This is a genomic window from Ruania zhangjianzhongii, from assembly GCF_008000995.1.
GTDB lineage: Bacteria > Actinomycetota > Actinomycetes > Actinomycetales > Beutenbergiaceae > Ruania > Ruania zhangjianzhongii.
On record NZ_CP042828.1, the window covers coordinates 3,385,051 to 3,407,816 of the forward strand.

The window sequence follows — 22,766 nt, forward strand, 5'->3', positions numbered from 1 at the left end:
GACGACCGAGGAGAGGGGCACGGCTAGGCTGGGGTGGTGTCTAATCTTCCCCCCGCCTGGCCCGCGCCCACCGCGACCGGTCCGCTGGACGCCACAGTCACCATTCCTGGGTCCAAGTCGCTGACCAACCGGGCCCTACCGCTGGCCGCGCTGGCCAGCGAGCCGACCACGATCCGGGGTGCGCTCAGCTCCCGGGACGCCGACCTGATGATCGCGGCGCTGCGCGCCCTCGGCACGCAGGTGGAGTCCGCCGATCGCGGCACCACCCTACGGATCACCCCGGCACCGATCACCGGTGGACGGCGGGTGGACGCCGGCCTGGCCGGTACGGTGATGCGGTTCGTGCCGCCGATCGCAGCGCTGGCAGACGGCCCGGTCACTCTGGATGGCGACCCGGCCGCCCGTAAGCGCCCGATGGGCCCGGTGCTGCGCGCGCTGGCCGCCCTCGGTGTGCAGATCACCGCCGCCGGCGACCAGCCCAGCACCTCCGCCCCGGCATCGAGCGACGGCGCAGCGCCGGAGTACCTGCCGGTCGTGGTGCACGGCACCGGTCAGGTCCGCGGCGGCGAGATCGAGGTGGATGCCTCCGCCTCGTCGCAGTTCGTCTCCGCGCTGCTGTTGGCCGCTCCGCGGTTCACCGAGGGACTCACCCTGGCGCACATCGGCGAGGTGCTGCCGAGCAAGCCGCATATCGACATGACGGTCGCTTGTCTGCGTGAGCGGGGCGTTGCGGTCACCGAGTCGGCCGACGGCGTCTGGCGGGTGGCTCCCGGACCGATCAGCGGCGGTGAGGTCACGATCGAGCCGGACCTGTCCAACGCGGCCCCGTTTCTCGCCGCCGCACTGGCCGCTGGCGGCACGGTCCGGATCCCGGGCTGGCCGACCGCGAGCACCCAACCGGGCATGCTGCTGCCCGAGATCCTCACCCGCATGGGTGCGCAGACCGACGTCGTTGACGGCCTGCTCACGGTGACCGGTACCGGGACGATCACCCCGGTGGATCTGGACCTGTCCGCGGCCGGGGAGCTCAGCCCCACGATCGCGGCCCTGGCCGCTCTGGCCGACGGCGTGACGCACCTGCGCGGGATCGCTCACCTGCGCGGACACGAGACCAACCGGCTGGCCGCCCTGGTCACCGAGATCACCCGCCTCGGTGGGCATGCCGATGAGCTCCCCGACGGGTTGGTGATCCATGGTGGCGGCCTGCGCGGCGCCCGGGTCGAGACCTATGCCGATCATCGGATGGCCACATTCGCGGCAGTGGTCGGTATGGCGGTACCGGAGGTCGGCGTGGTGGACGTGGCGACCACCGCCAAAACCATCCCCGACTTTCCTGGCCTGTGGCACGAGCTACTCGGCGGCAGCGGGAACTGATGCCCCGGCGGCGGGACTACTCCGAGGCGGACGTCCGGGTCCGCCCCAGCGGGCGCGGCACGCGCCCTCGCTCCAAGCAGCGCCCCGGCCACGCCGACGCCGTCCCGGGACTGGTCACCGCCGTCGACCGTGGCCGCTACCAGGTGCTCACCGACGCCGGTGGACCGGTGGTGGCGATCAAGGCCCGCGAGCTGGGCCGAGGGGCGATGGTGGTCGGAGACCGGGTGGACCTCGTCGGTGACGTCTCCGGCACGGAAGGGACCCTGGCCCGGGTGGTGCGGGTGCACGATCGACAAACGGTGCTGCGCCGCAGCGCCGAGGACAACGACTCCCATCAACGCGTGATCGTGGCCAATGCCGACCAGCTGGTGATCGTCACCGCGCTGGCCGACCCGGAGCCCCGCCCCCGGATGGTGGACCGCTGCCTGGTGGCTGCGTTCGACGCCGGGATGGACGCCCTGCTCTGCCTGACCAAGGCCGACCTCGCCCCGCCGGAGCCGTTCCTGGAGCGTTACACCGGGCTGGACGTGCCGGCCGTGTCCACCCAGCGGGTCGAGGAGCAGATCCACGGCCTGGACCGGGTCACGGAGCAGCTCAGCGGGCGGGTGTCGGTGCTGGTGGGCCATTCCGGGGTGGGCAAGTCGACGCTGGTGAACGCGCTGGTGCCCGATGCCGATCGGGCCACCGGAGGGGTGAATGCGGTCACCGGGCGCGGTCGGCACACCTCCTCCTCCGCTGTGGCGCTGCCACTGCCCGGCGGCGGGTGGATCATCGACACCCCGGGGGTGCGCTCGTTCGGGCTGGCGCATGTGGATACCGACCGGTTCCTGGCGGCGTTCACCGACCTGGCGGAAGTGGCGCAGGAGTGTCCGCGCGGGTGCACACATGCCGCCGACGCCCCGGACTGCGCACTGGACGAGTGGGTGACCGGCGCCGGGCCGGTGGCCCATGCCCGTCTGGACTCGTTCCGGCGGTTACTGGCCAGCCGCACCGGTAGCGACGACTGACCGCAGCCCGCGAACCCGGCGCGGAGGTTCTTCTGGAGCTGGGAGGTCTGATAATTGCACCTCCGTGCACCGGGAGCACCTCCGCGGCCATCGCGACGCGGACGGGGCGCCGTCCGGAGTGGATCAGCGGCGGTGCGCCAGCGCGGAGAGCACGTCCCGGTCCATCCGGGAGATCAGGTCGATCTGGATACCCTTCGGGCAGGCGGCCGTGCACTCACCGATCTGCGTGCAGCCACCGAAGCCCTCAGCGTCGTGCTGGGCGACCATGTCCAAAGCCCGGGAGTGCCGCTCCGGCTGACCCTGCGGCAGCATTCCGAGGTGGGCGATCTTGGCGGCCATAAAGAGCGACGCGGACCCGTTCGGGCAGGCGGCCACGCAGGCCCCGCAGCCGATGCAGGTGGCGGCGTCGAACGCGGCGTCGGCGTCGGCCTTGGGCACCGGGGCGGCGTGCGCGTCCGGTGCAGTGCCAGTCGGTGCGGTGATGTAGCCACCGGCCTGGATGATGCGGTCGAACGAGGACCGGTCCACCACAAGGTCCTTGATCACCGTGAACGGCTCCGCGCGCCAGGGCTCCACGTCGATCACGTCACCGTCGGAGAAGCTGCGCATGTGCAGCTGGCAGGTGGTGACGTTCTGGCCCGGGCCGTGCGCCAGCCCGTTGATCACCAGGCCGCACATCCCGCAGATGCCTTCCCGGCAGTCCGAGTCGAAGGCGATCGGGTCCTCACCGGAGATGGTGAGCTCCTCGTTCAGCACATCGAGCATCTCCAGGAAGGACATGTCCTCGGAGACGTCGGCCACCTGGTAGGTGTGCATCTTGCCGCGGACGTCACTGTTGGGCTGACGCCACACCCGCACGGTGATGTTCACTTATAGCTCCGCTGCTTCATCTGGATGTTCTGGTACACCAGGTCTTCCTTGTGCAGGATCGGTTTGTCCTCGCCGCCGAACTGCCACGCGGCCACGTAGGCGAAGTTCTCGTCGTCGCGCAACGCTTCACCCTCCTCGCTCTGGTGCTCGGCGCGGAAGTGCGCACCACAGGACTCGTCCCGGTGCAGCGCGTCGATGCACATCAGCTCGGCGAGCTCGAAGAAGTCCGCCACCCGGCCGGCCTTCTCCAGCGTCTGGTTCAGCTCCTCGTTCACGCCGGTGACCTTGACGTCCCGCCAGAACTCCTCACGTAGCTCACGGATCAGGTCGATCGCCTTGACCAGACCCTCCTCGGTGCGTTCCATCCCGCAGTACTCCCAGACGATGTGGCCCAGGTCGCGGTGGAACGAGTCCACGGTGCGGCTGCCGTTCACGGCGAGCAGCCGCGCGATCCGGTCCTTGACGTCGGTCGCGGCCGCGACTGCCTCCGGGTGCTCGGCGGAGACCTCCTCGAATGGGGCGTCAGCGAGGTAGTTGCCGATCGTCGGCGGGAGGACGAAGTACCCGTCGGAGAGGCCTTGCATCAGCGCGCTGGCACCGAGCCGGTTCGCCCCGTGGTCGGAGAAGTTCGCCTCACCGATCACGAACAGGCCGGGAATGGTGCTCTGCAGGTCGTAGTCCACCCACAGCCCGCCCATCGTGTAGTGCACGGCCGGGTAGATGCGCATCGGCACCTCGTAGGGGTTCTCGCCGGTGATCTGCTCGTACATCTCGAACAGGTTGCCGTACTTGGCCTCCACGGCCGGGCGCCCCATCCGCTCGATCGCCTCGGCGAAGTCCAGGTAGACCCCTCGCCCGCCCGGGCCCACGCCACGACCCTCGTCGCAGACCTGCTTCGCCGCACGGGAGGCGACGTCCCGAGGCACCAGGTTGCCGAAGGCCGGATAGCGCCGTTCCAGGTAGTAGTCCCGCTCCGCGTCCGGGATGTCCCGCGGGTGGCGGCTGTCGCCGCCCTGCTTCGGCACCCAGATGCGGCCGTCGTTGCGCAGCGACTCGCTCATCAGGGTGAGCTTGGACTGGTGGTCCCCGGAGACCGGGATACAGGTCGGGTGGATCTGGGTGAAGCACGGATTGGCGAAGTAGGCGCCCTTGCGGTGTGCCCGCCAGGTGGCGGTGACGTTGCAGCCCATCGCGTTGGTGGACAGGAAGAACACGTTCCCGTAGCCACCGGAGCCGAGCACGACGGCGTCAGCCATATGGGTCTCGACCTCACCGGTGACCATGTCCCGCACGATCACGCCGCGGGCACGCCCCTCCACCAGCCCCAGCTCGAGCATCTCGTGCCGGGTGTGCATCTCCACGTTCCCGAGCCCGATCTGCCGCTCCAGCGCCTGATAGGCGCCGAGGAGCAGCTGCTGCCCGGTCTGACCACGGGCATAGAAGGTACGGGAGACCTGCACACCACCGAACGACCGGTTGTCCAGCAGCCCGCCGTACTCCCGGGCGAACGGCACACCCTGGGCCACGCACTGGTCGATGATCTCCACACTCACCTGAGCCAGCCGCCAGGAGTTGGACTCCCGGGAGCGGTAGTCCCCGCCCTTCACGGTGTCGTAGAAGAGGCGCTGGATGCTGTCGCCGTCGTTGCGGTAGTTCTTCGCCGCGTTGATCCCACCCTGAGCGGCGATCGAGTGCGCCCGGCGCGGCGAGTCCTGATAACAGAAGTTCTTCACGTGGTAGCCGGCCTCACCGAGGGTGGCTGCGGCAGCGCCGCCGGCCAGACCGGAGCCGATGATGATCACCGAGCGCTTGCGCCGGTTGGTGGGGTTCACCAGCTTGGCGTCGAACCTGCGCTGGTCCCAGGACCTGCTCAACGGGACGTCCGGTGCAGCGGAGTCGGCGACCGGTTCGCCATCGACGTAGTAGTTGCTGAGGTTGACGCTCACTTAGCCGACCAATCCAAACAAAATCGCGAAGGGTGGGAGGAGGAAGCCCAGCGTGACCACGACGGCCACGAGGGTTGCCAGCATGTTCAGTTGGCGGCGGCGCCGCTGGCTGGTGTTCGCACCGAGGGATGCCAGTGCTGCCCAGACGCCGTGCCGCAGGTGGAACCCGACGGCGAGCAAGGCGATGGTGTAGGAGAGCACCACCCACCAGATCTCGAAACCGTTCACCACCCGCTCGTACGGGCTGTCGGTGGCGCCACCCGGGGCGATCGTGTTCCAGGTCAGGTGCAGCAGGTGATACACCACGAAGAGCACGATGATGATCCCACCCCCAGCGCATCGTGAATGAGGCGTAGGAACGCTGGCTACCGCGGGGGGCCTTCTTGGACTCGTAGCGGCCGCCGCCGCCCCCGGCGGTGGCTACCCGAGCGCGGCGCCATAGGGTGACCGCGGAGAAAATGTGTATCCCGATCGCCACCAACAGCACCACGCGGATAATCCACAGCACTCCGGCGTAGGGCAGCATCGGCTCGCCCATCTCGCGCAGGTGGTGGGAGTACTCGTCAAAGGCCGCCTGACCGGAGAAAACCTTCAGGTTCCCGTACATGTGCGCCAGCAGGAAGAGCACGACTATCAGTCCGCTGATCGCCATCGCGACCTTGAGGACGACGGTCGATCGCCATACCGATCTGGCCGTAGTTGTCACCGTTCGCGTTGCCACCCTTCTAACTTAGCCCCTTCCGGCGACGCCGAGGTGCAGGACCAGCCGGGAGGTGACGAACTGTCCGCATCGCACGGCGGGCGGCAGCCGGGTAGAGACGGGCGGCAGCCGGGCAGCGACGCGCGGCCGGCCAGCGGCCGCCCGCCGTGCGAGTCAGGTCACCGGGACATGGTCAGGCTGCTGGCGAAGAACCGCTGGGCACTGAGGAAGAGCACCAACGTCGGGATGGACACCACGAGGGCGGTCGCCAGCGCCACCGGCGGCCCGACGCTGTAGATGCCACCGGTCAGCTGCGCCAGTGCCGCCTGCACCGGCCGGATCTCCGGACTGGTGGAGAGCGTGATCCCGAACAGCAGGTCGTTCCAGATCCAGGTGAACTGGAACACGAACGCCGCCATCAGGCTGGCCTTGATCAGCGGCAGGTGGATCTGGAAGAACAGCCTGCCCCAACCGGCACCGTCCAGCTGCGCAGCCTCGGCGATCTCCTCCGGAACGGTCATCAGATAGTTCCGGATGAGGAAGTGCGCGAACGGGATGCAGATCGCCACGTAGATGATCATCAGACCGAACTGGGTGTCATAGATGGCGGTCTGGTTGTAGGCCTTGAACAGCGGCGGCAGGAAGATCTGCAACGGCAGCAGAGTGCCGGTGTAGATGAGCCAGAACCACAGCGCCGGTCGCTTCACCGGCATCACGACCACTGCGAACGAGGCCAGCGCCGCGAACACCACGGCGCCCAGTCCGCCGGTGACCGCATACAGCAGCGAGTTCAGCAGTCCGCTACCGATGTCGGCCTGTTCGGCCGCCACGTTCAGGTTCTCCAGCAGCCCGAAGCTCCCGGGCCACCAGCTCGCCTCGCCGGCGTAGTCGCTCATCGGAGTGATCGCGTTCACCACCAGCAGGTAGAGCGGTACCAGCCACGCTGCGGACACCAGGGTGAGCAGCAGATAACGAATCGTCAGTCGTGCCATCGGTTATCGACTCCTCCGGGGCATCTGGGCGCGAAGGTAGATCCAGGACGTGACCACCACGATGATCGTGAGCACCACGGCCACCGCGGACCCGACCCCGTACTGCCCGAGCACGAAGGTCCGGCGGTACATGGTCACCGCGAGCGCCTCGCTCACCTGGCCGGGCCCGCCACCGGTGAGCACCCAGATCAGGTCGAAGACGCGCAGCCCGTTCGTCAGCGAGATGCCGATCACCACCACGGTGATGGCGCGCAGCTGCGGAAAGATGATCTGCCAGAACAGTGCCGGGCCCTTGGCCCCGTCCAGCTGCCCCGCCTCGATGGTCTCCTTCGGCACGGCATTCAGGCCGACCAGGAAGAGGATCACCGCGACCCCGGACACCTGCCAGACGTAGACCCCGATCATCACCAGGGTGTTCACCGGCCAGGTCAGCAGCCAGCCCTGGGCGAGGGATCCCAGCCCGACGCCGGCGAGCACGGTGTTGATCGGCCCTTCGGTGCTAAGCAGGAAGGACCAGATAGTTCCCGTCGCTACACCGGAGAGGGCGTAGGGAACGATGAAGACCAGCTGGAAGATCTTCCCGAACCGCAGGTGTTGGGTGAACGTAGCGATCGCCAGTCCCACCCCTGCCGGGAGCAGGATCGCACCCACGGTCCACAGCACGGTGTTCAGCAGCGAGTGCAGGAAACCGGCATCGCGCATCAACGCGATGTAGTTGTCCAGACCGATGAAGGTCGGCGGCTCGAGGCCGTTGTCCTGGGTGAAGCTCTGATAGGTGGTCAGAGCGAACGGAACGAGGAGGAGGACTCCCACGACAAGGACAGAGGGTGCCAGAAATGCGCCGTTCTGCACTGTGGTCGCGAAGGTCGACCGCGTTCGCGCGGCTGGGCGCGGGCGGCCGGTTCGGCCGGGCCGCCTTCGACCGTTCTTTGAAGGCGGCCCGTCTGCCTGAAGGTTTGCCGTGGCCATCGAGGTGCCTATTCGCCGTCGTTCCAGTTGGCCCACTCGGTCTCCGACCGGTCGGCCATCGCGGACAGGGTGCTATCGATCGCACCCTCGGACGGGTCGGCCATGAACGCGGCGAGATCCTGCACGTTGCCCTCGACCAAGGCCGGCGGACTGGCTTCCCAGTAGCGGGTGAGCACCTGGTACTCGTTCTCGGCCACGTCAGCCGAGACGGTATCCAGCACCGGGTTCGGCGGCGTGACCTCCACGGTGGGGCTCATCCCCTGCGACTCCTCGAGCGCAGCGGACTGTGCGTCCGGGCTGACCAGGTTCAACAGCCAGTCGGCCGCATCCTCGGTCTGGTCACCACCGGAGGCAGCAGCGATGATCCCGCTCTCGGAGATCACCGACGGCGGCGTCCCGTCCTCGATCACCGGCATCACGAAGGCTCCGTAGTCGTCCTCGGTCAGGCCAGCCTCGACGAACGAGCCGTTCCGCCACGCGCCCGCCACGGTCATCGCGACGTTCCCGGAGGCCAGCATCGAGGGTTCGTCCGCCCACGGGGTGTCCGCGGGGGTGAAGTAGTCGCTCTCGTACATCTCGAGCCACAGCTCCATCACCTCCCGGACCTCGGGGTCGGTGTACTCGGCGTCCCCGCTGGTCAGGTCGATGTACAGCTGCGGGTCGGTCTTGCTGAGCAGTTCCTCGAACCAGATGAACGAGGTCCATCCGCCGTCGATCGTGGCGAAGAACGGGGTGATGTCCTCTTCGGCGATCGCGTCGGCATTCGCGGTGAACTGTTCCCAGGTGGTCGGCACCTCGAGGCCGAGGTCGGCGTAGATCTGCTTGTTGTAGTAGACCACCCAGTAGTTCGCGTCGAACGGCATCGCATACACGCTGCCGTCGTAGGAGAAGGCGTCCCGAGTGGAGTCGTCCAGCCACCCGTTCGCGACGGCTTCGTCCCACTGTGCGGTGATGTCCAGGAGTCCGTCGCTGCGGGCGAGCTCCTGGAGGCGGTACCCGTTCCACCACTTCAGCAGGTCGGGCGTGCTCGCCGAGGTGAGCGAGGACCGGATCACCTGCTGGTAGTTCTCGGTGGACTGGACCGTGCGGGGCGCGAACTGGAGGCCGGTCGCTTCTTCGGTGACCGCGGCCGCTGCCTCGAGCTGAGGCAGCACTGCCGCTTCGTCACCGATGTAGTCGAGAGTGCTCTCGTCCGAGCTTGCTGTCTGTGAACCTTGGCTGCAGGCGGCGAGCATCATGGCAGCAGCTGCCATGGCTCCCACCATCACGGGGGTACGTCTCACGATCACTCCTTTGGATTCGTCTTGCGTGGGGGTACGTCCTCTACTGCGCGGCCTGTCGTGGCGGCCGCGTTGCCCTGGAGCGTCACTGCCGGGTCGCTGCCTCCGCATCTACGTCGTAGCTGACCCCGGCTACCCGGAGTCCGCGGAGCACGGCATCGGCGTCCACCTCGGCCAGCTTCGGACTGGCGGTCACGGTGCCGGAGGGGTCCACCTGCACGCCGAAGATGCCGGAGATGATCAGCTCCACCCAGGAACCCGCCGACGAGCAGGACCAGTCGATCAGGTACGGGAACTGCGGCGGGGTCTTGCGCGCTCCCCCATTCAGCGGCTCGGCCGCCTCCTCCACGAAGTGCGCCTGCCCGGGAGGCCCCTGGTTGGTGCTCCGCGCCAGACCGGGCAGCCACTGGGCCACCACGTCCGGGCGGCCCAGGTCGATCACGGCCCGGGCCGCGTCCGGCGGCCATGCCGGGTAGGCGCCGTTCCACTGGTGGTCGGCGCGCAGCGAGTAGCCGGCGTCGGGGTCGTGGGGGGACAGGGCCCGCATCCAGGACGGGCTCTGCAGCTCGCGGGTGAAGAAGTCCACCATCTCCGCACGCACCTGCTCGTCCAGGTCGTCGGCGATCGTGGTGCCGACGGTGGCGAAGTCGTAGCAGTGCCGGGTGGGCACCAGGGTCCCGTCGGGCTGGCGGGCGTGGAAGAACCCGGCGCCGGGGATGTACAGCTCCTTCACCAGCTCGACGAGCTCGTCGGCCTCCGTGCGCAGCTGCGTGGCTTCCTCGGCGTCCCCGTCCAGCTCGGCCAGCCGGGCGGCGGTGCGCAGGCACCAGACGTTCGCCGCGTTCAGGCTGGCCACCTCGTGCACGTAGGAGGAGACGCACTCGAGCAGGTTGTCGATCTCGCCGTAGTCGGCCAGCCCGCTGGCGGAGCGGATCCGGTGCCAGGCGCGCGCCCAGGAACGGACGTGGTCGCGCATCGGCCGAGCGACGCCGCCGGGGGTGGTGTGCTCCTCACCGAGGAACGCCTGGTCCCCGGTGTAGGCCACGTAGTCGCGAACCAGACGGGTCATCGCGTAGTGGTTCACCGAGTACCAGTAGCCGACCGGTCCGCCGGTGAGCCACTCGGTGCCGAAGTGGGAGTCGATGTCCAGGCCCACCCAGTGCCCGAGCTGACGGCGCATCACGGCCGGGTCGAGCAGCGCGTGTACCTGGGAGGAGAGCGAGTAGTCCCAGATGAACGTGGTGGTCTGCCAGTACCGCGGCATCAGGGTGTCGTAGGTGCGCCCAAGCACGGAGGCCGGGTTGTCCCGGCGGAACCAGAGCACGCCGACGGCGCCCCACCAGTAGAGCTTTCGCAGCGCCTCGTTGCTGGTGTCCAGCACGGGCAGGCTGCCGGAGAACTCGTCGTTGCCGGCGTCGAACATGGCCGCGAGCTTGGCGTTCCAGGTGCTCTCGCTCACCGCCGCGGCCTGATCCAGCCCAGCCACCAGGGCGTCCGCGGCACCGGCCGCCGCTGCCTCGGTGGCAGCGATGGCGTGCACATACCCCCCGGTCACACTGCCCCCGGCGGGCACCTCGACCTCGGCCTCCACTACGCGGTCCCCGCCGTCGATGAGGACGGCACCCTCGGGCAGCACGAGCTCCTGGGCGGACCAGGCGCTCTGGTCGGTGCCGAGCACTCGGGCCCCAGCCCGGGTGGTGGTGTTGGCGGCTTGCGGGGGCTCGGCGGACAGCCAGGCCTCGCTGGCGCGGGTCACTGTGGAGGTGAGCCAGACCCCGAGGCGCAGGGTGCGCGCCGGGCCGGTGTTGCGCACCTGCAGCTGGACCGCCACCCCGGGCTGGCCCGGCGGGCACACGGTGACGGTCTCGATCTCCCAGCCGTCGATCGTGGTACGGCGCTCCACCCGGTCCGGGCGCCACCGCACGCGCACCGGCTGACCGTAGGAACGGGCCAGCCGGCCGCCCAGGTAGAGCTGGCCGGAGATGGAGTCTCCCTGAGAGATCGGGGGCACGTTCAGGCTGCGGACGGCGAGGACATCGTGGTCCACCTGGGCGGTGGCCCAGTGGTTGGTCAGCCCGGGCGGGTTGACCATGTCGTCGAAACGGTCCAGGTCCTCGTCACCGGCCAGGTCGGCGCAGGTCGGGATGAGCGGGTTCGGCACGTGGGTCTCTCCTGTTGCTCAGGTCGCGTGGGTCGGTGTCGTCATCGGGTCAGTTCCCTCAGCCGGGGAGCTGCTGGTGCAGCCAGCCGGCCAGGTGGGCTTCGTCGTGCGGGCCGCCGGCCTCGTGGCCGTTGTAAGGCCACGTCCGTACCTCGGGCCGCACCTGGCCAAGAGCGTTGATCGCGCCGAAGATGCCCGACGGTGGGCAGATCAGGTCGGTCAGACCGACCGAGATCCAGGTCGGGCAGGCGATCTGCGGGGTGAGGAAGGTGAGGTCCACATGGTCAAGCACGTCGAGGACCTGCTCGGCGCGGTCACGGTACAGCGCAAGGTAGGCGGACAGCTCGCCGTACGGGACGGCGTCGGTCAGCTGCAGGTTGCGGGCGATCCCGCAGAGGAACGGCGCACGGGCTCCGGTGGCGGCCACCCTCGGGTTCAGCGCTGCGGCGGCCAGCGCCATCGCCCCGCCCTGGCTGTGCCCGATGGTGGCGATCCGATCGGGGTCGGTACCGGGAAGCTCAGCCGCGGCGTCCACGGCCAGTGCCGCATCGGTGAGCAGACGGCGGTAGTACAGCTGGTACGGGTGCTCCACCCCGCGGGTGAGCAGCCCGGGGGTTGCCGGGCCGCTGCCGTGCGGGTCCGGGGTGTCACCGGTGTTCCAGATACCGCCCTGGCCGCGGGAGTCCACCACCAGCTGGGCGAAGCCGTGCGCGGCCCAGGTGAGGCGTTCGTGCACCAGTCCGCGCCCGCCGCCGTAGCCGAGGAACTCCACCACCACCGGGAGCCGGTCGCCGAGCCCACGCGGTACCAGGTGCCAGGCGTGCACGTCGTGGCCGCCGAATCCGGAGAAGGTCACGTCATAGGCGTCCAGCACCGCCAGGCCGGCGTCGACCGCCTGATAGCGCACCGATCCGCCAGCGGCGCGACTCTGCGCCAGCGTGCGCTGCCAGTACTCGGTGTGCCCGGGCGGCGCCGCCCGGGCGGTGCGGTAGCTGCGCAGCTGCTCCAGCGGCAGGTCGAACTGCGGCATCAGGGCCACCTGGCGTACTCGGCGGCCAGAGCCGGAGGCAGCCGGTCGTCGGTGTGATCGGCGAAATCGCTGTTCGGCAGCAGCGGATACCAGTCCGGCCGGCCGGGGTCGCGGTCGTAGGGGTAGGGGCCGAGCTCGCGGTAGAGCTCGGCATACTCGGCCACCTTGTCCCGGTCCAGGGTGACCCCCAGTCCCGGTTCGGTGGGCACAGCCATCTTCCCGTCGGTGTACGGCCGCAGTCCCCCGGTCACCACATCGTCGAGCAGGTGGTGGTAGTGCGCGTCCGCAGCGAAACTCAGGTTCGGTAGCGCCGCGCCCAGGTGCAGCATGGTGGCGAGCTGGATGCCCAGCTCGCCGGAGGAGTGCACGGCGATCCCGAGCCCGAAGGTCTCACAGATGTTGCCGGCGCGGATGCACGCCCGGATCCCGCCCCAGAAGGTGGTGTCCAGCAGGATCACGTCCACCGCCGGGTGGAGCACGTTCGCGGCCAGCTGCTCGAAGTTGACCACCACGGTGTTCGTGGCCAGCGGCACCCGGGTGTTCTCCCGCACCCGGCGCATCCCGGTCAGCCCGTAGACCGGGTCCTCCAGGTAGTCGTTCGGCAGGTCCTCGATCGCGTGGGCGAACCGGATCGACTCCTCCACACTGAGCGCACCGTTCGGGTCGTACCGGAACCGGTCCTGCGGAAAAGCCTCCGCCAGGGCGCGGTAGCCGGCCAGCTCGACGTCGGTCTCGAACACTCCGGACTTGAGCTTGTGCACCCGGAAGCCGTGCTTCTCCTTCAGCCGGCCGGCCTCGGCGACCAGCTGGTCGATGGTGCGCACCTCGCCGGTACCGTCCCGGCCCGGGTAGCGGTAGAACAGGTAGGAGGCGAACTCCACCTCGTCACGCACCTTGCCGCCGAGCAGATCGTGCACCGGCAGCCCGGCGTGCTGGCCCACCAGGTCCAGGCAGGCGAACTCGATCGCCGCCAGCAGCTGGGTCCGGTTGTTGTACAGGCTCGCCGTCGGGTTGGCGATCATGAACCGCAGCGCCTCGAGGTTCGCCGGATCATGGCCTTCCAGGTACGGCTGCAGGGCGAGGATCGCTGCTTCGGCGCTCTGCCCGCCGCCACCCATCTCCCCCAGGCCGATCAGCCCGTTCGTGGTCTCGACCTCCACGATCGTGCGCACGAACCGGCCCCAGTGTGCTCCGTTGGAGTGCCGCAGCGGCGCCTCCAGCGGCACAGCCACAGTGGTCGCCCGAACCTGGGCGATACGAAGCGAACTCATCTCAGCGGTTCTCCTTGGTGTCGTCTTCGGGCAGGACGACGGCGTTGCCCGCGGTGAGTCCGCCGTCGACCTTGATATCGGCTCCGGTCACGAACGAGGCGTGCGGGCCGAGCAGGTAGGCGACCACATCGGCCACCTCCCGGGGCTGGGCGACCCGGCCGATCGGGTGTGATCGGCCCCAGTCGGCCACGATGGCCTCCACCTCGGCCTCGTTCTCGGCATGCAGCCCGGCGGCCCAGCGCAGCATCGGGGTGTCCACCGAGCCGGGGCAGACCGCGTTCACCCGGATCCCCTCTCCGGCGTGGTCCACCGCCATCGCGCGGTTCAGGGAGAGCAGCGCACCCTTGGTCGTGGCGTAGGCGGCCACACCCTGCTGAGCCACGTAGGCCTGAACGGAGGAGACCAGCACGACGGCGCCGCCGCCGTGGCTGCGGATCTGCGGGATGGCCAGGTGGGCGGCCAGGAAGGCCCCGCGCACGTTCACGTCCATCGTGCGGTCGTAGGTGGTCATCTCGGTGGCATCGACAGTGCCGTAGGTCTGGATGCCGGCGGCGCAGACCAGGGAGTCGATCCCGCCGTCGGTGGCGATCTGATCGAACGCTGCGGTCATCGCCGCCTCGTCGGTCACATCGGCCGGGACGGCAACGATCCGCCCGGCGCCGACCGGCCGTGCGGCGAGCGCCTCGAGGGCGCGTACGTTCACGTCGATGGCATACACCACCGCGCCCTGCTCGGCGAGCAGCAGTGCGGCCGCCTCACCGATCCCGGCGGCGGCCCCGGTGACGGCCGCTCGCCGTGGCGGATGGCCGCCCGGCTGCGCCGGGTGAGTGGACAGATCTCGGTGAGCTCCGCCGTCGGGCTGGGATACGGACATGGCGACCTCCGGACAGATAGGGCAACGACTAGAACTGGCCCAGGGACAGGCCCCGGGTGAAGATGCGCTGGGTGGCCAGGAACAGCACCACGGTGGGCAGCGAGACCAGCAGGCCACCGGCGAGCACTGTGGACATCGTCGAACCGCCGTAGGTGCTCTGCAGTGCCGAGAGCGCGGTGACGATGGGGCGCACCTCCGCCGACTGGGTCAGGGTGAGCCCGAGGAGCAGGTCGTTCCAGACGAACGTCGCCTGCAGGATGAACACCGCCACCAGCGCCGGCACGGCCATCGGCAGGTAGATCCGCCAGAAGATCCGCCAGGTGCTGGCGCCGTCCACTACTGCGGCCTCGAACACGTGGTGCGCCACCCCGGTGAAGAAGTTGCGCATCACGAACGCCGAGAACGGCACCGCGATCACGGTGTAGACCAGGATCATCCCGAGCCGGGTGTTGAACAGTCCCGTCTGGGCATATCCGACGAACAGGGGCATCAGGATCATCTGGAGCGGGAAGATGGATGCGGCGAAGATCACCACGAGCCAGAAGAACCCGTTCCGCAGCCGGAGCGCCACGATGGCGAACCCGGCGGCAGCACCGACCACCACGGCGATCGCCGGGGCGACGATCGCGTAGATCGCCGTGGAGAGCACACCACTGTTCAGCTTTCCCCGGCTCCAGGCATCGAGCATGTTCTGCCAGAGTCCGCCCAGGGTCCCTGGCTCCCACAGGCCGTAGCTGCCGAACTCCGCAGGAAGCTTCGAGGCGTTCGCCAGCAGCAGGTACACCGGTACCAGCCAGATCAGGCCGAGGACACCGAGCACGATCTTGCGCGCGAGCATAGTGGGCTCCTTCCTCACATCGACCGGCTGTCGGCCAGCTGACGGCGTAGGTACAGGATCGAGGCGAGCACCGTGATCACGGTGAGGAACAGCGCGACCGCTGCGCCGAGGCCGTAGTCGTTGTTCACGAACGTTTCCTTGTACATGGTCAGCGCGAGCGTCTCGGAGACTCGGCCCGGGCCACCCTGGGTCATCGCCCAGACCACGTCGAAGGTCTTCAGGCTGCCCACGATCGCCAGACCGACCACCACAGTGGTCAGCGGTGCGAGCATCGGCCACGTCATCGTCCGGAACAGCGTGAACCCGCTGGCACCGTCGACCCGCGCAGCCTCGATCGGCTCCTTCGGGATGGACTGCAGCCCGATACCGAACAGCAGCGCGTTCACCCCGGCGCCCTGCCAGCTGGCGGCCAGGATCATCATCACCGTGTTCAGCGGTCCGTCCAGCAACCAGCGCAGATCCGCACCGGGGAGGTGGAGAAAGGCCATCGCCTGGCTGAGCGCGCCGTTGGTCTGCAGCACGAAGGACCAGATCACGCCCACGGCCACGCCGGAGATCGCGTACGGGACGAGGAACGGCAGCCGGAACCAGGTGGCACCGCGCATCCCGTGGCTGAGCACCGCGATCAGCAGGCCAAGCCCCACCGGAAGCAGGATGGTCCCGATCACCCAGAACAACGTGTTCCGCAGCGAGACCAGGAACCCCGGGTCGGCGAACATCGCCGTGAAGTTCTCGATGCCGACGAACTCGGGATCGCCGAGCCCGCTGTACTCGTTCAGGCTGATCCAGCTGGTCCAGATGAACGGGAGATAGAGGACGACGGCAACCAGCAGCACCCCGGGTGCGACGAATCCGATACTGGAGACCCAGTACGGATTCTTCGGTTTCTTCCCCCTCGGGAGCAGCTCGGCCCGCCGGGCGGTCGGAGCAGACACACGGTCTCCTTACTCTCAGCGTGGGCAGGGGTGGGGCGGACCGTGGTCCGCCCCACCGAGCAGGTCAGGAGTTCTCGGCCCAGTAGGCGTCCGCAGCATCCTGGATCGCCTGCAGGTGGCCCATCGGGTCGTCGTTGTTGGTCACGAACGCACCGAACTCCTCCGAGGCGACCGTGTAGATGTCGTTCGGGGTGGCCTCGAGGTAACGGCGCATCTGCAACGAGTCCTCACTGGTGGCCTGCGTGGTGATCTCCTGCAGCCCCTCGTCGGTCACCGTGGCCTCCGGGTTGAAGGAGACGTCGCCGCGGGACTCACTCCATGCCGTCTGGGCATCGGTGGTCATCCACCACTCGGAGTAGGCCAGTGCGGCCTCCTCGTTGGCGCTGTCCGCACCCACGCAGAGCGGCCCGGTCTCGACGACCACCGGAGTCTGCGGCTGGTCACCGTTGACAGCAGGCAGGAGGAACGAGCCGTAGTCCTCGCCGGAGACCATGTCCAGATCGTTCAGCTGGCCGGTGAAGAACGTACCGAAGTAGGCCATCGCGACGTCCCCGCTCTGCAGCAGGACCTGGGGGTCGGTCTCCACACCGGGGTCGATGAAGTAGCCGTCAGACTGCATCTGGTGCCAGGTCTCCATCGCCTCCACGACTACCGGGTCGGTGTAGCTGACACTGCCGTCGGACAGACCGTCGTAGGCCTCGGGGTCGAGTCCGGCCAGGATCGCCTGGAACCAGACGAACTCGAAGATGATGTTCATCTGGTGCAGCGGAGTCACGTCGTTGGCGACCAGCGTGTCGGCGACGTCGATGAACTCCTCCCAGGTGGTCGGCACCTCGACGCCGTTGTCCTCGAAGACCTGGGTGTTGTAGTACATCACCCAATAGACGACGTTCAGCGGCACGCAGTACTGCGCACCCTCGTAGGTGTAGTTCTCGGCGAGCTCCTCGGTCACATACCCGTTGGCGATCGCCTCGTCCCAGATGTCGGTGGTCTCGGCCACCAGTCCCTGGTCCACCAGCTGGGCCAGCTGATCGCCCGTGTGCCAGGTGAACAGATCGGGGCGCTCGTTGGTGCGGAACGACTGCTTGATGAACGCGTCATAGGCGGTGGGGTCGGAATAGCCGGTGAAGTCCAGCTCCGGCGCCACCCCCTCGGACGCACCGTTCATGTCCTCGAAGGACGACTCCCAGGCCGCTTTGTCGGTGAAGAAGCTCAACGTCGTCTCGGCCGGGTCGCCACCACCACCGCCGCCGTCATCGCCGGAACATGCGGTCAGCGCGAGGGCAGCCGAGGCAAGCATCGCCGTGGCCATCGCCATCTTGGTTCTCATCGAGACACCCCTTCGTGGTCGGGTGATAGGTGATGTGGATCCGCCGCCGCCCGGTCCGGCGGCGGAGGTGGAGGGACTCCGCTAGACGCGGGCCCGGACTATCGCGGATACCTCTTCGAGGTGCTGGCGGGCTGAGGACCTGGCGTCCTCCGGCCGGCCCTCACGCACTGCTGCGGCGATGCGCGCATGTTCGTCGTAGTCCTCGACGGCGTCCCCGTGCAGGCGCAGGATCTCCCGTTGCGAATCGGCGTGGATCAGCACGATGGAGTCGAGCACCTCGGCGAGCACACTGTTGCCACTGGTCGCGGCCACGGCCCGGTGGAAGTCCAGGTTCGTCAGCCAGAGGGCGTCGTCCCGTTCGGCCACCTGCTGGCGCGCACGCCCGAGGGTCTCCTCCATCCAGACGAGCCCGGCGCCATCCTGCACCTGCGCGGCCAGTCCGGCGATCTGTGGCTCGATCTGCAGCCGGGCCTCGAGCAGCTCGAGGAGCTGGCCCTGGTCCGGTTTCGGGCTGAGCGGGTTGGCCAGCACCCGCCGGCCGGCGTTCGCACCGACATAGATTCCGGACCCGTGCCGGAACTCCAGCACGCCGAGGCCTTCCAGCCGGCGCAGTGCTTCCCGCATCGTCGGCACGGCGACATCGAAACGGGCCGCGAGCACCTTGACCGAGTCCAGCGCATCACCGGGACCGAGACCGTTGTCGTTGACCATCCGCACCACAGCCCGCGCCAGGTCACTGGAGAGGGTGTGCCGGAGCGTGGGGGCCGAAGACATAGAGTGATCTAATCAGTTGATCACCCTGATGGCAAACCACCAGCCGCTTTCGAGATCATCTTGTGACGTGCGCTATCAGCGACCGGCCCGCACTCGGCGAATGGTCAGCAGAGCCGTTCCGGCGGCGAGGGTGAGCGCAGCGGCCAGCACAGCGCCGGTCCCGGTCCCGGTGTTCGCCAGCGACCCACCAGCCGGCCGGTCACCTGCCGGGGCGGCCGCGAGTGTCGCGTCCTCGCTGGGCTCGGCGTCCGGGGCGTCGGGTGCCGTGGCGGTTGGCTCCTCGGCCGGAGCCGTCGTGCCGGCCGGCGTGGGGTCGCCGGCGGGGTCCGGCTCGCTCGTCGGCGCCTCGGTGGGCACCTCTGTCGGCTGCTCCGTGGGCTCGTCCGTGGGCGCCTCGGTGGGGTCCTCCTCGGGGGCCGGTGTCACGGTGAAGTCCACCTGCACGAACCGCGGCCGGTAGATGCTCACGTCCTGATACAGATCAGCCGACTCGAAGCTGTTCACGTTGTAGGACAGCAGTGCACTGTCGCCGGTCCGGAACTGCGGGTGCTCGTGGGCGTTGTAGGCGTAGATATTGGGGTTGCCGTAACTGCCGGCGGCGCCGACCTCGGGCATCTGGTGAATCGTGCCCACCTCCTCGAACGGGCCGTTCGGGAAGCAGGAGGTGTAAGCCTTGATCTCGGCGCTGAACGTCTCGTGGGTGTCCTGGGTGATCAGCAGGTACCCGTCGTGGAAGGCGGTCACGCTGTACTCGTTGGCGACGCCGTCCATCACCCGGGCGCTGTGTGTCTCGTCGCTGTCCCAGCCGTGCCCGGTCCAGTACTCCCACTCACCCCGCAGGTCCGGACCGCTCACCCGGGCCACGTGCATGTACTTGCTTTCCCCGGCGTCCTCGATGCCGTAGACGTAGGTCACCTCCCCCGCCGGCTCGATCCAGCTGGACCACTGCACCCCCGACTCGGACGGCAGGTCGCTCACGTCGAGCAGCTCGAAGGTGTCGGCGTCGAAGGTGGCGAGATGGTTGCTGTCCCACCAGAAGTCCCACATCCCGCCGCCGCCGGAGGAGAACTGCGCAGCGGTCACCTGGAGGTTGCCGTCGGCGTCAACGATGCTGTCACCGACCCAGTACCAGCTGTTCTCCGCAGGCGGCGGCAGCAGGCTGTCCGGCTCGGCATCGGTGCCTCCGCGCACGGTGCTCAGGTCGAGACCGTCCTGGACCACGAAGCTGTTGTTCAGGAACGGCGTGCTTTCCGGTCGGCTCAGGTCGTCGTTGACCGGCCCGAGAAAGGTATCCGAGAAGACCCAGACCTGACGGCCATCGTCCAACTCCACCGAGTACGTGGAGTCCCCGCCGGTCCACCCCACGCCGCTGTCGGAGTAGGTGTCGAACAGCGTGGTGAAGTCCTCCCGGACCGCCGAGGTACTGGTGATCTCGGCCTGCCCGAGAGAACAGCCGTCGTTGGCATCTGCCCGAGCGGGCTGTGCGGTCGCCGTCAACAGCAGACCGCTGCCCACGAGGGCAGTCGCAGCCGCGACGGCGCACCCTCGCCTGGACATCGGGACTCGACCTGGTGAAGAGATGGGCATAGGGCTCCCTCGCCTGGAGTAGTTGGCGGCCGAGGATCGTCGGGGCCGCCCCGGAGTAATAGATCGAGCGTTCCGTGGTAGCGAACGCTTATTCCGACGATGGTACCGAACCGGGCTCGCCGGTCAGAGGGCGCGGGGCAGAGTGAGTGGTTCGGGCAGGCCCGTGTCCATCAGTTCCCGGAGCCGCAGCCCGAGCCGTGGCAGGCGAGGGGCCAACCGCTCGGCCGGCATGGTCACGCTGACCGCGGCGATCGGCCGGCGGGTCCGGAGCACCGCCACGGCGACGCACCCGATGCCAGGTTCGGAGTCGCCGTCCTCGCAGGCATACCCCTCCAGCCGGGCGGAGACGATCGCCTGCCAGGACCGCAGCACCTCCTCCTCGGTGAACTGCGCCGGTGGCGCGAACCGAGTCAGAGTGCGCTGGTCCACCTCCTGGGCAGCAAGGATCGCTCGGCCGAGGGCCGTGGTGATCGCCGGCAGACGCCGGCCCACCTCGCTCCACACCCGGATCGCCCGCGGCGGCTCAGCCTTGTCGACGTAGACGATGTCGGTGCCATCGAGCACGCCGAGCTGGCAGAGCTCGCCGAACTCGTCCCGGACCGCCGCCAACAACGGGTGCAACAGTGCGGGCAGATGCTCGTGATCGAAGAAGTTCGCGCTGAGCGCGAGCGCTGCGTGCCCCAACCGGTAGTCGCCGGTGCCGGCGTCCTGGCTGACGAAGTGCCGGTGCCGCAAGGCAGCAAGCGTGCGGTGCAGGGTCGACTTGGAGACCCCGAGCCCCCGGGCGAGCTCTGCCAGGCTCCGGCCCCGCGGCCCGGCGGCGGACAGTTCGGTGAGCACGAGCAACGCCTTGTCGACGCTGGCCATCGGCGAGGTACTCGTCATCGCGCCCGGTTCCGGCGCTCCGTGCTGAGTGGCCACGGAACCTGAGAGTACGCGAGCACGGAGCGCTCGGAGGGCGCTTCGTCCCGCGCGCCCCGACCGGCCCTGCCTGCCCGGACGGTACGTTGCCGCTATGACCAACCCCGCCGACCCTGCCCAGCCGGCCCGCCGACGCTACGACGACGACCTGCGTCTGGCACATGTGGTCGCCGACCAGGTGGACGCCCAGACTATGGCGCGGTTCAAAGCCATCGACCTGCACGTGGAGACCAAGCCGGACACCACCCCGGTCACCGACGCCGACCGCACCGCCGAGGAGATCGTCCGCTCTCAGCTCGCCCGCACCCGCCCGCGGGACTCGGTGCTCGGCGAAGAGTTCGGAACCACCGGGCACGGGCCGCGGCAGTGGGTGATCGATCCGATCGACGGGACAAAGAACTTCGTCCGCGGGGTGCCGGTGTGGGCCACCCTGATCGCGCTGATCGACGACGGCGTCCCGGTGCTCGGTGTAGTTAGCGCACCGGCGCTGAACCGGCGCTGGTGGGCAGCCACCGGCTCCGGTGCCTGGACCGGCCGCTCGCTGTCCTCCGCCACCCGGATGCAGGTCTCCGGGGTGACCGAGCTCGAGGACGCCTCGCTGTCCTACTCCAGCCTGGCCGGCTGGGAGGAGGCGGACCTGCTGGATGAGTTCCTCGGCCTCGAGGCCTCGGTATGGCGCTCGCGCGCCTACGGCGACTTCTGGTCCTACATGCTGGTGGCGGAGGGCGCCGTGGACCTCGCCTGCGAGCCGGAGCTGGAGCTGTACGACATGGCCGCACTGGTTCCCGTGGTCACGGAGGCCGGTGGACGCTTCACCTCTCTGAACGGTGAGGACGGACCGTTCGGAGGCAACGCCGTCGCCAGCAACTCCCACCTGCACCAGTACGCCCTCGCTGCCCTGCATCGGGCCTGAGCGGCTCGCTCAGTCTGTACCTGCGTCACGCTGGCCGAACGGCACCCCGATGACGTCATCGCTGCGGGGCGTCAGCCCGAGCACACTGAAGGCGTGACCGGCGACGTCGGCCAGCTCCAGCTCAGCAGGCGGGCTGTCCGGCACACCTGCACCCTGGGCCGCGATCCAGGCGGTACGTTCCTCCGGAGAGTCGCCGCCGTGCCCGCCTTCCGGGCGGTGCCCGTGGTCGGTGGCGGCGATGATCACCCAGTCCTCCTCGGCCCGCGACACCCGCGCATCCACGGCGCGCACCAGCTGCCCCACCCGCTCATCGGAGGCCCGGACCAGCTCGCGATAACGCTCGCTCACACCCGTCTGGTGACCGGCCGTGTCGCAGCCGTGCAGGTACACGAAGGACGCTGATCCGCGCCGGCCGTCCAGCCCGGCAAGGAAGGTGGCCGCCGCATCGGTCACCAGCTGGTCGGCGCGGTGCCAGTCGGCCGGCTCGGCCTCCTCACCACGCCGGCAGTCCGGCAGATAGCCCCCGTCGGCGAACAGCGGTCCGCCGCTGTGCGCGGTGACCAGTGGCTGCCAGTCGGCACCGATGAACGCCTGCAGGTCCGGCTGCGCGCGGCGGGCCAGGTGGACGAAGTCCGGATTCGCCGCCAGGGCGTGGCCGGACAGGTCATTGTCGTAGATGCGGTGGGTGCCCGGCAGCACTCCGGTGACCATCGTCGCCCAGCTGGGTCCAGAGATCGTCGGGACCTGCGGGTGCACCTGGACGGGGCGCCGGAAGCCCGCGGCCGCTATCGCATCCAGGTGCGGGGTGTCGACCTCGACGAGGGTGTCGTAGCGCACCCCGTCGACGCCGACCACCAGCACGTGGGCAGCTGGAACACTCATCGATCGAACCCCCTCGACGTCATACCGTCGATGCTAACGGTGGGCTCAACCCGGACACGCCCTCGACCGTCTGTGCACAACCCTCCCCCGCGATGTCAGCGACGCGAGTTAG

The 22,766-nt window shown here is 68.8% G+C and carries 20 protein-coding genes; 3 read left to right on the forward strand and 17 right to left on the reverse strand.

Annotation, left to right across the window (positions count from 1 at the left end; genetic code table 11):
* The first annotated feature begins 33 nt into the window (after positions 1–33).
* Together aroA and rsgA are read left to right on the forward strand one after the other, a co-directional pair.
* Entirely contained in the window at positions 34–1,374 is a 1,341-nt protein-coding gene (gene aroA / locus FU260_RS15785; protein WP_147917927.1) for a 3-phosphoshikimate 1-carboxyvinyltransferase, read from the forward strand.
* Entirely contained in the window at positions 1,374–2,381 is a 1,008-nt protein-coding gene (rsgA, locus tag FU260_RS15790; RefSeq protein WP_147919543.1) for a ribosome small subunit-dependent GTPase A, read from the forward strand. Before aroA ends, rsgA begins: the two co-directional genes overlap by 1 nt.
* Before the next feature lie 123 nt (positions 2,382–2,504).
* Here the strand turns inward: rsgA and FU260_RS15795 are convergent, their stop codons facing one another.
* The 16 genes from FU260_RS15795 to FU260_RS15870 all read right to left on the reverse strand — a co-directional run bounded on the left by FU260_RS15795 (position 2,505) and on the right by FU260_RS15870 (position 20,859).
* Positions 2,505–3,251 (reverse strand): succinate dehydrogenase/fumarate reductase iron-sulfur subunit, encoded by a 747-nt coding sequence (locus FU260_RS15795; RefSeq protein ID WP_147917928.1) that lies wholly within the window; start codon positions 3,249–3,251, stop codon positions 2,505–2,507.
* Positions 3,248–5,197, reverse strand: a complete 1,950-nt coding sequence (locus tag FU260_RS15800) for a fumarate reductase/succinate dehydrogenase flavoprotein subunit (protein ID WP_147917929.1) — start codon at positions 5,195–5,197, stop codon at positions 3,248–3,250. The genes FU260_RS15795 and FU260_RS15800 overlap by 4 nt, the downstream gene beginning before the upstream one ends.
* On the reverse strand, positions 5,198–5,512 hold the full coding sequence (locus FU260_RS23855; protein ID WP_210418101.1) for a succinate dehydrogenase/fumarate reductase transmembrane subunit: 315 nt from the start codon (positions 5,510–5,512) through the stop codon (positions 5,198–5,200).
* Between the two features lie 564 nt (positions 5,513–6,076).
* Positions 6,077–6,889: a carbohydrate ABC transporter permease gene (locus FU260_RS15810; RefSeq protein ID WP_147917930.1), complete on the reverse strand. Its 813-nt coding sequence runs from the start codon at positions 6,887–6,889 to the stop codon at positions 6,077–6,079.
* Between the two features lie 3 nt (positions 6,890–6,892).
* Entirely contained in the window at positions 6,893–7,702 is an 810-nt protein-coding gene (locus FU260_RS15815; protein WP_210418102.1) for a carbohydrate ABC transporter permease, read from the reverse strand.
* 164 nt (positions 7,703–7,866) lie between these two features.
* Positions 7,867–9,141, reverse strand: coding sequence for an ABC transporter substrate-binding protein (locus FU260_RS15820; RefSeq protein ID WP_168211798.1), 1,275 nt, complete (start codon positions 9,139–9,141; stop codon positions 7,867–7,869).
* Positions 9,142–9,223: 82 nt separating this feature from the next.
* The gene (locus FU260_RS15825) at positions 9,224–11,299 is read right to left on the reverse strand and encodes a glucosidase family protein (protein WP_147917933.1); all 2,076 of its coding nucleotides are present in this window, start codon (positions 11,297–11,299) and stop codon (positions 9,224–9,226) included.
* Between the two features lie 58 nt (positions 11,300–11,357).
* Positions 11,358–12,329: an acetylxylan esterase gene (locus tag FU260_RS15830; RefSeq protein ID WP_147917934.1), complete on the reverse strand. Its 972-nt coding sequence runs from the start codon at positions 12,327–12,329 to the stop codon at positions 11,358–11,360.
* Positions 12,329–13,600: an enolase C-terminal domain-like protein gene (locus FU260_RS15835; protein ID WP_147917935.1), complete on the reverse strand. Its 1,272-nt coding sequence runs from the start codon at positions 13,598–13,600 to the stop codon at positions 12,329–12,331. The genes FU260_RS15830 and FU260_RS15835 overlap by 1 nt, the downstream gene beginning before the upstream one ends.
* Position 13,601: 1 nt before the next feature.
* Entirely contained in the window at positions 13,602–14,474 is an 873-nt protein-coding gene (locus FU260_RS15840; protein WP_147917936.1) for an SDR family NAD(P)-dependent oxidoreductase, read from the reverse strand.
* A 28-nt stretch (positions 14,475–14,502) separates the two neighbouring features.
* Positions 14,503–15,312: a carbohydrate ABC transporter permease gene (locus FU260_RS15845; RefSeq protein WP_147917937.1), complete on the reverse strand. Its 810-nt coding sequence runs from the start codon at positions 15,310–15,312 to the stop codon at positions 14,503–14,505.
* 14 nt (positions 15,313–15,326) lie between these two features.
* Entirely contained in the window at positions 15,327–16,247 is a 921-nt protein-coding gene (locus FU260_RS15850) for a carbohydrate ABC transporter permease (RefSeq protein WP_147917938.1), read from the reverse strand.
* Between the two features lie 64 nt (positions 16,248–16,311).
* Entirely contained in the window at positions 16,312–17,577 is a 1,266-nt protein-coding gene (locus FU260_RS15855; protein WP_147917939.1) for an ABC transporter substrate-binding protein, read from the reverse strand.
* An 81-nt stretch (positions 17,578–17,658) separates the two neighbouring features.
* On the reverse strand, positions 17,659–18,351 hold the full coding sequence (locus tag FU260_RS15860) for a FadR/GntR family transcriptional regulator (RefSeq protein WP_147917940.1): 693 nt from the start codon (positions 18,349–18,351) through the stop codon (positions 17,659–17,661).
* A gap of 75 nt (positions 18,352–18,426) precedes the next feature.
* Positions 18,427–19,908 carry a glycoside hydrolase family 183 protein gene (locus tag FU260_RS15865; RefSeq protein WP_187368433.1) on the reverse strand — a complete coding sequence of 494 codons (1,482 nt, stop codon included), beginning with the start codon at positions 19,906–19,908 and terminating at the stop codon, positions 18,427–18,429.
* A 153-nt stretch (positions 19,909–20,061) separates the two neighbouring features.
* Positions 20,062–20,859, reverse strand: a complete 798-nt coding sequence (locus tag FU260_RS15870; RefSeq protein ID WP_235912457.1) for an IclR family transcriptional regulator — start codon at positions 20,857–20,859, stop codon at positions 20,062–20,064.
* Between the two features lie 94 nt (positions 20,860–20,953).
* Between FU260_RS15870 and hisN the strand changes: the two genes are divergently transcribed.
* Positions 20,954–21,772: a histidinol-phosphatase gene (gene hisN, locus FU260_RS15875; protein ID WP_147917941.1), complete on the forward strand. Its 819-nt coding sequence runs from the start codon at positions 20,954–20,956 to the stop codon at positions 21,770–21,772.
* Between the two features lie 9 nt (positions 21,773–21,781).
* Here the strand turns inward: hisN and FU260_RS15880 are convergent, their stop codons facing one another.
* Positions 21,782–22,654, reverse strand: coding sequence for an alkaline phosphatase family protein (locus FU260_RS15880; RefSeq protein WP_147917942.1), 873 nt, complete (start codon positions 22,652–22,654; stop codon positions 21,782–21,784).
* Positions 22,655–22,766 lie beyond the last annotated feature (112 nt).

Excerpts from the sequence above, each read along its gene's own strand:
- rsgA (WP_147919543.1), top strand. The coding sequence starts at position 1,374 with ATGCCCCGGCGGCGGGACTACTCCGAGGCGGACGTCCGGGTCCGCCCC.
- FU260_RS15810 (WP_147917930.1), bottom strand. The coding sequence starts at position 6,889 with ATGGCACGACTGACGATTCGTTATCTGCTGCTCACCCTGGTGTCCGCA.
- FU260_RS15830 (WP_147917934.1), bottom strand. The coding sequence starts at position 12,329 with ATGCCGCAGTTCGACCTGCCGCTGGAGCAGCTGCGCAGCTACCGCACC.
- FU260_RS15835 (WP_147917935.1), bottom strand. The coding sequence starts at position 13,600 with ATGAGTTCGCTTCGTATCGCCCAGGTTCGGGCGACCACTGTGGCTGTG.
- FU260_RS15840 (WP_147917936.1), bottom strand. The coding sequence starts at position 14,474 with ATGTCCGTATCCCAGCCCGACGGCGGAGCTCACCGAGATCTGTCCACT.
- FU260_RS15845 (WP_147917937.1), bottom strand. The coding sequence starts at position 15,312 with ATGCTCGCGCGCAAGATCGTGCTCGGTGTCCTCGGCCTGATCTGGCTG.
- FU260_RS15855 (WP_147917939.1), bottom strand. The coding sequence starts at position 17,577 with ATGAGAACCAAGATGGCGATGGCCACGGCGATGCTTGCCTCGGCTGCC.
- FU260_RS15860 (WP_147917940.1), bottom strand. The coding sequence starts at position 18,351 with ATGTCTTCGGCCCCCACGCTCCGGCACACCCTCTCCAGTGACCTGGCG.
- FU260_RS15865 (WP_187368433.1), bottom strand. The coding sequence starts at position 19,908 with ATGTCCAGGCGAGGGTGCGCCGTCGCGGCTGCGACTGCCCTCGTGGGC.
- hisN (WP_147917941.1), top strand. The coding sequence starts at position 20,954 with ATGACCAACCCCGCCGACCCTGCCCAGCCGGCCCGCCGACGCTACGAC.
- FU260_RS15880 (WP_147917942.1), bottom strand. The coding sequence starts at position 22,654 with ATGAGTGTTCCAGCTGCCCACGTGCTGGTGGTCGGCGTCGACGGGGTG.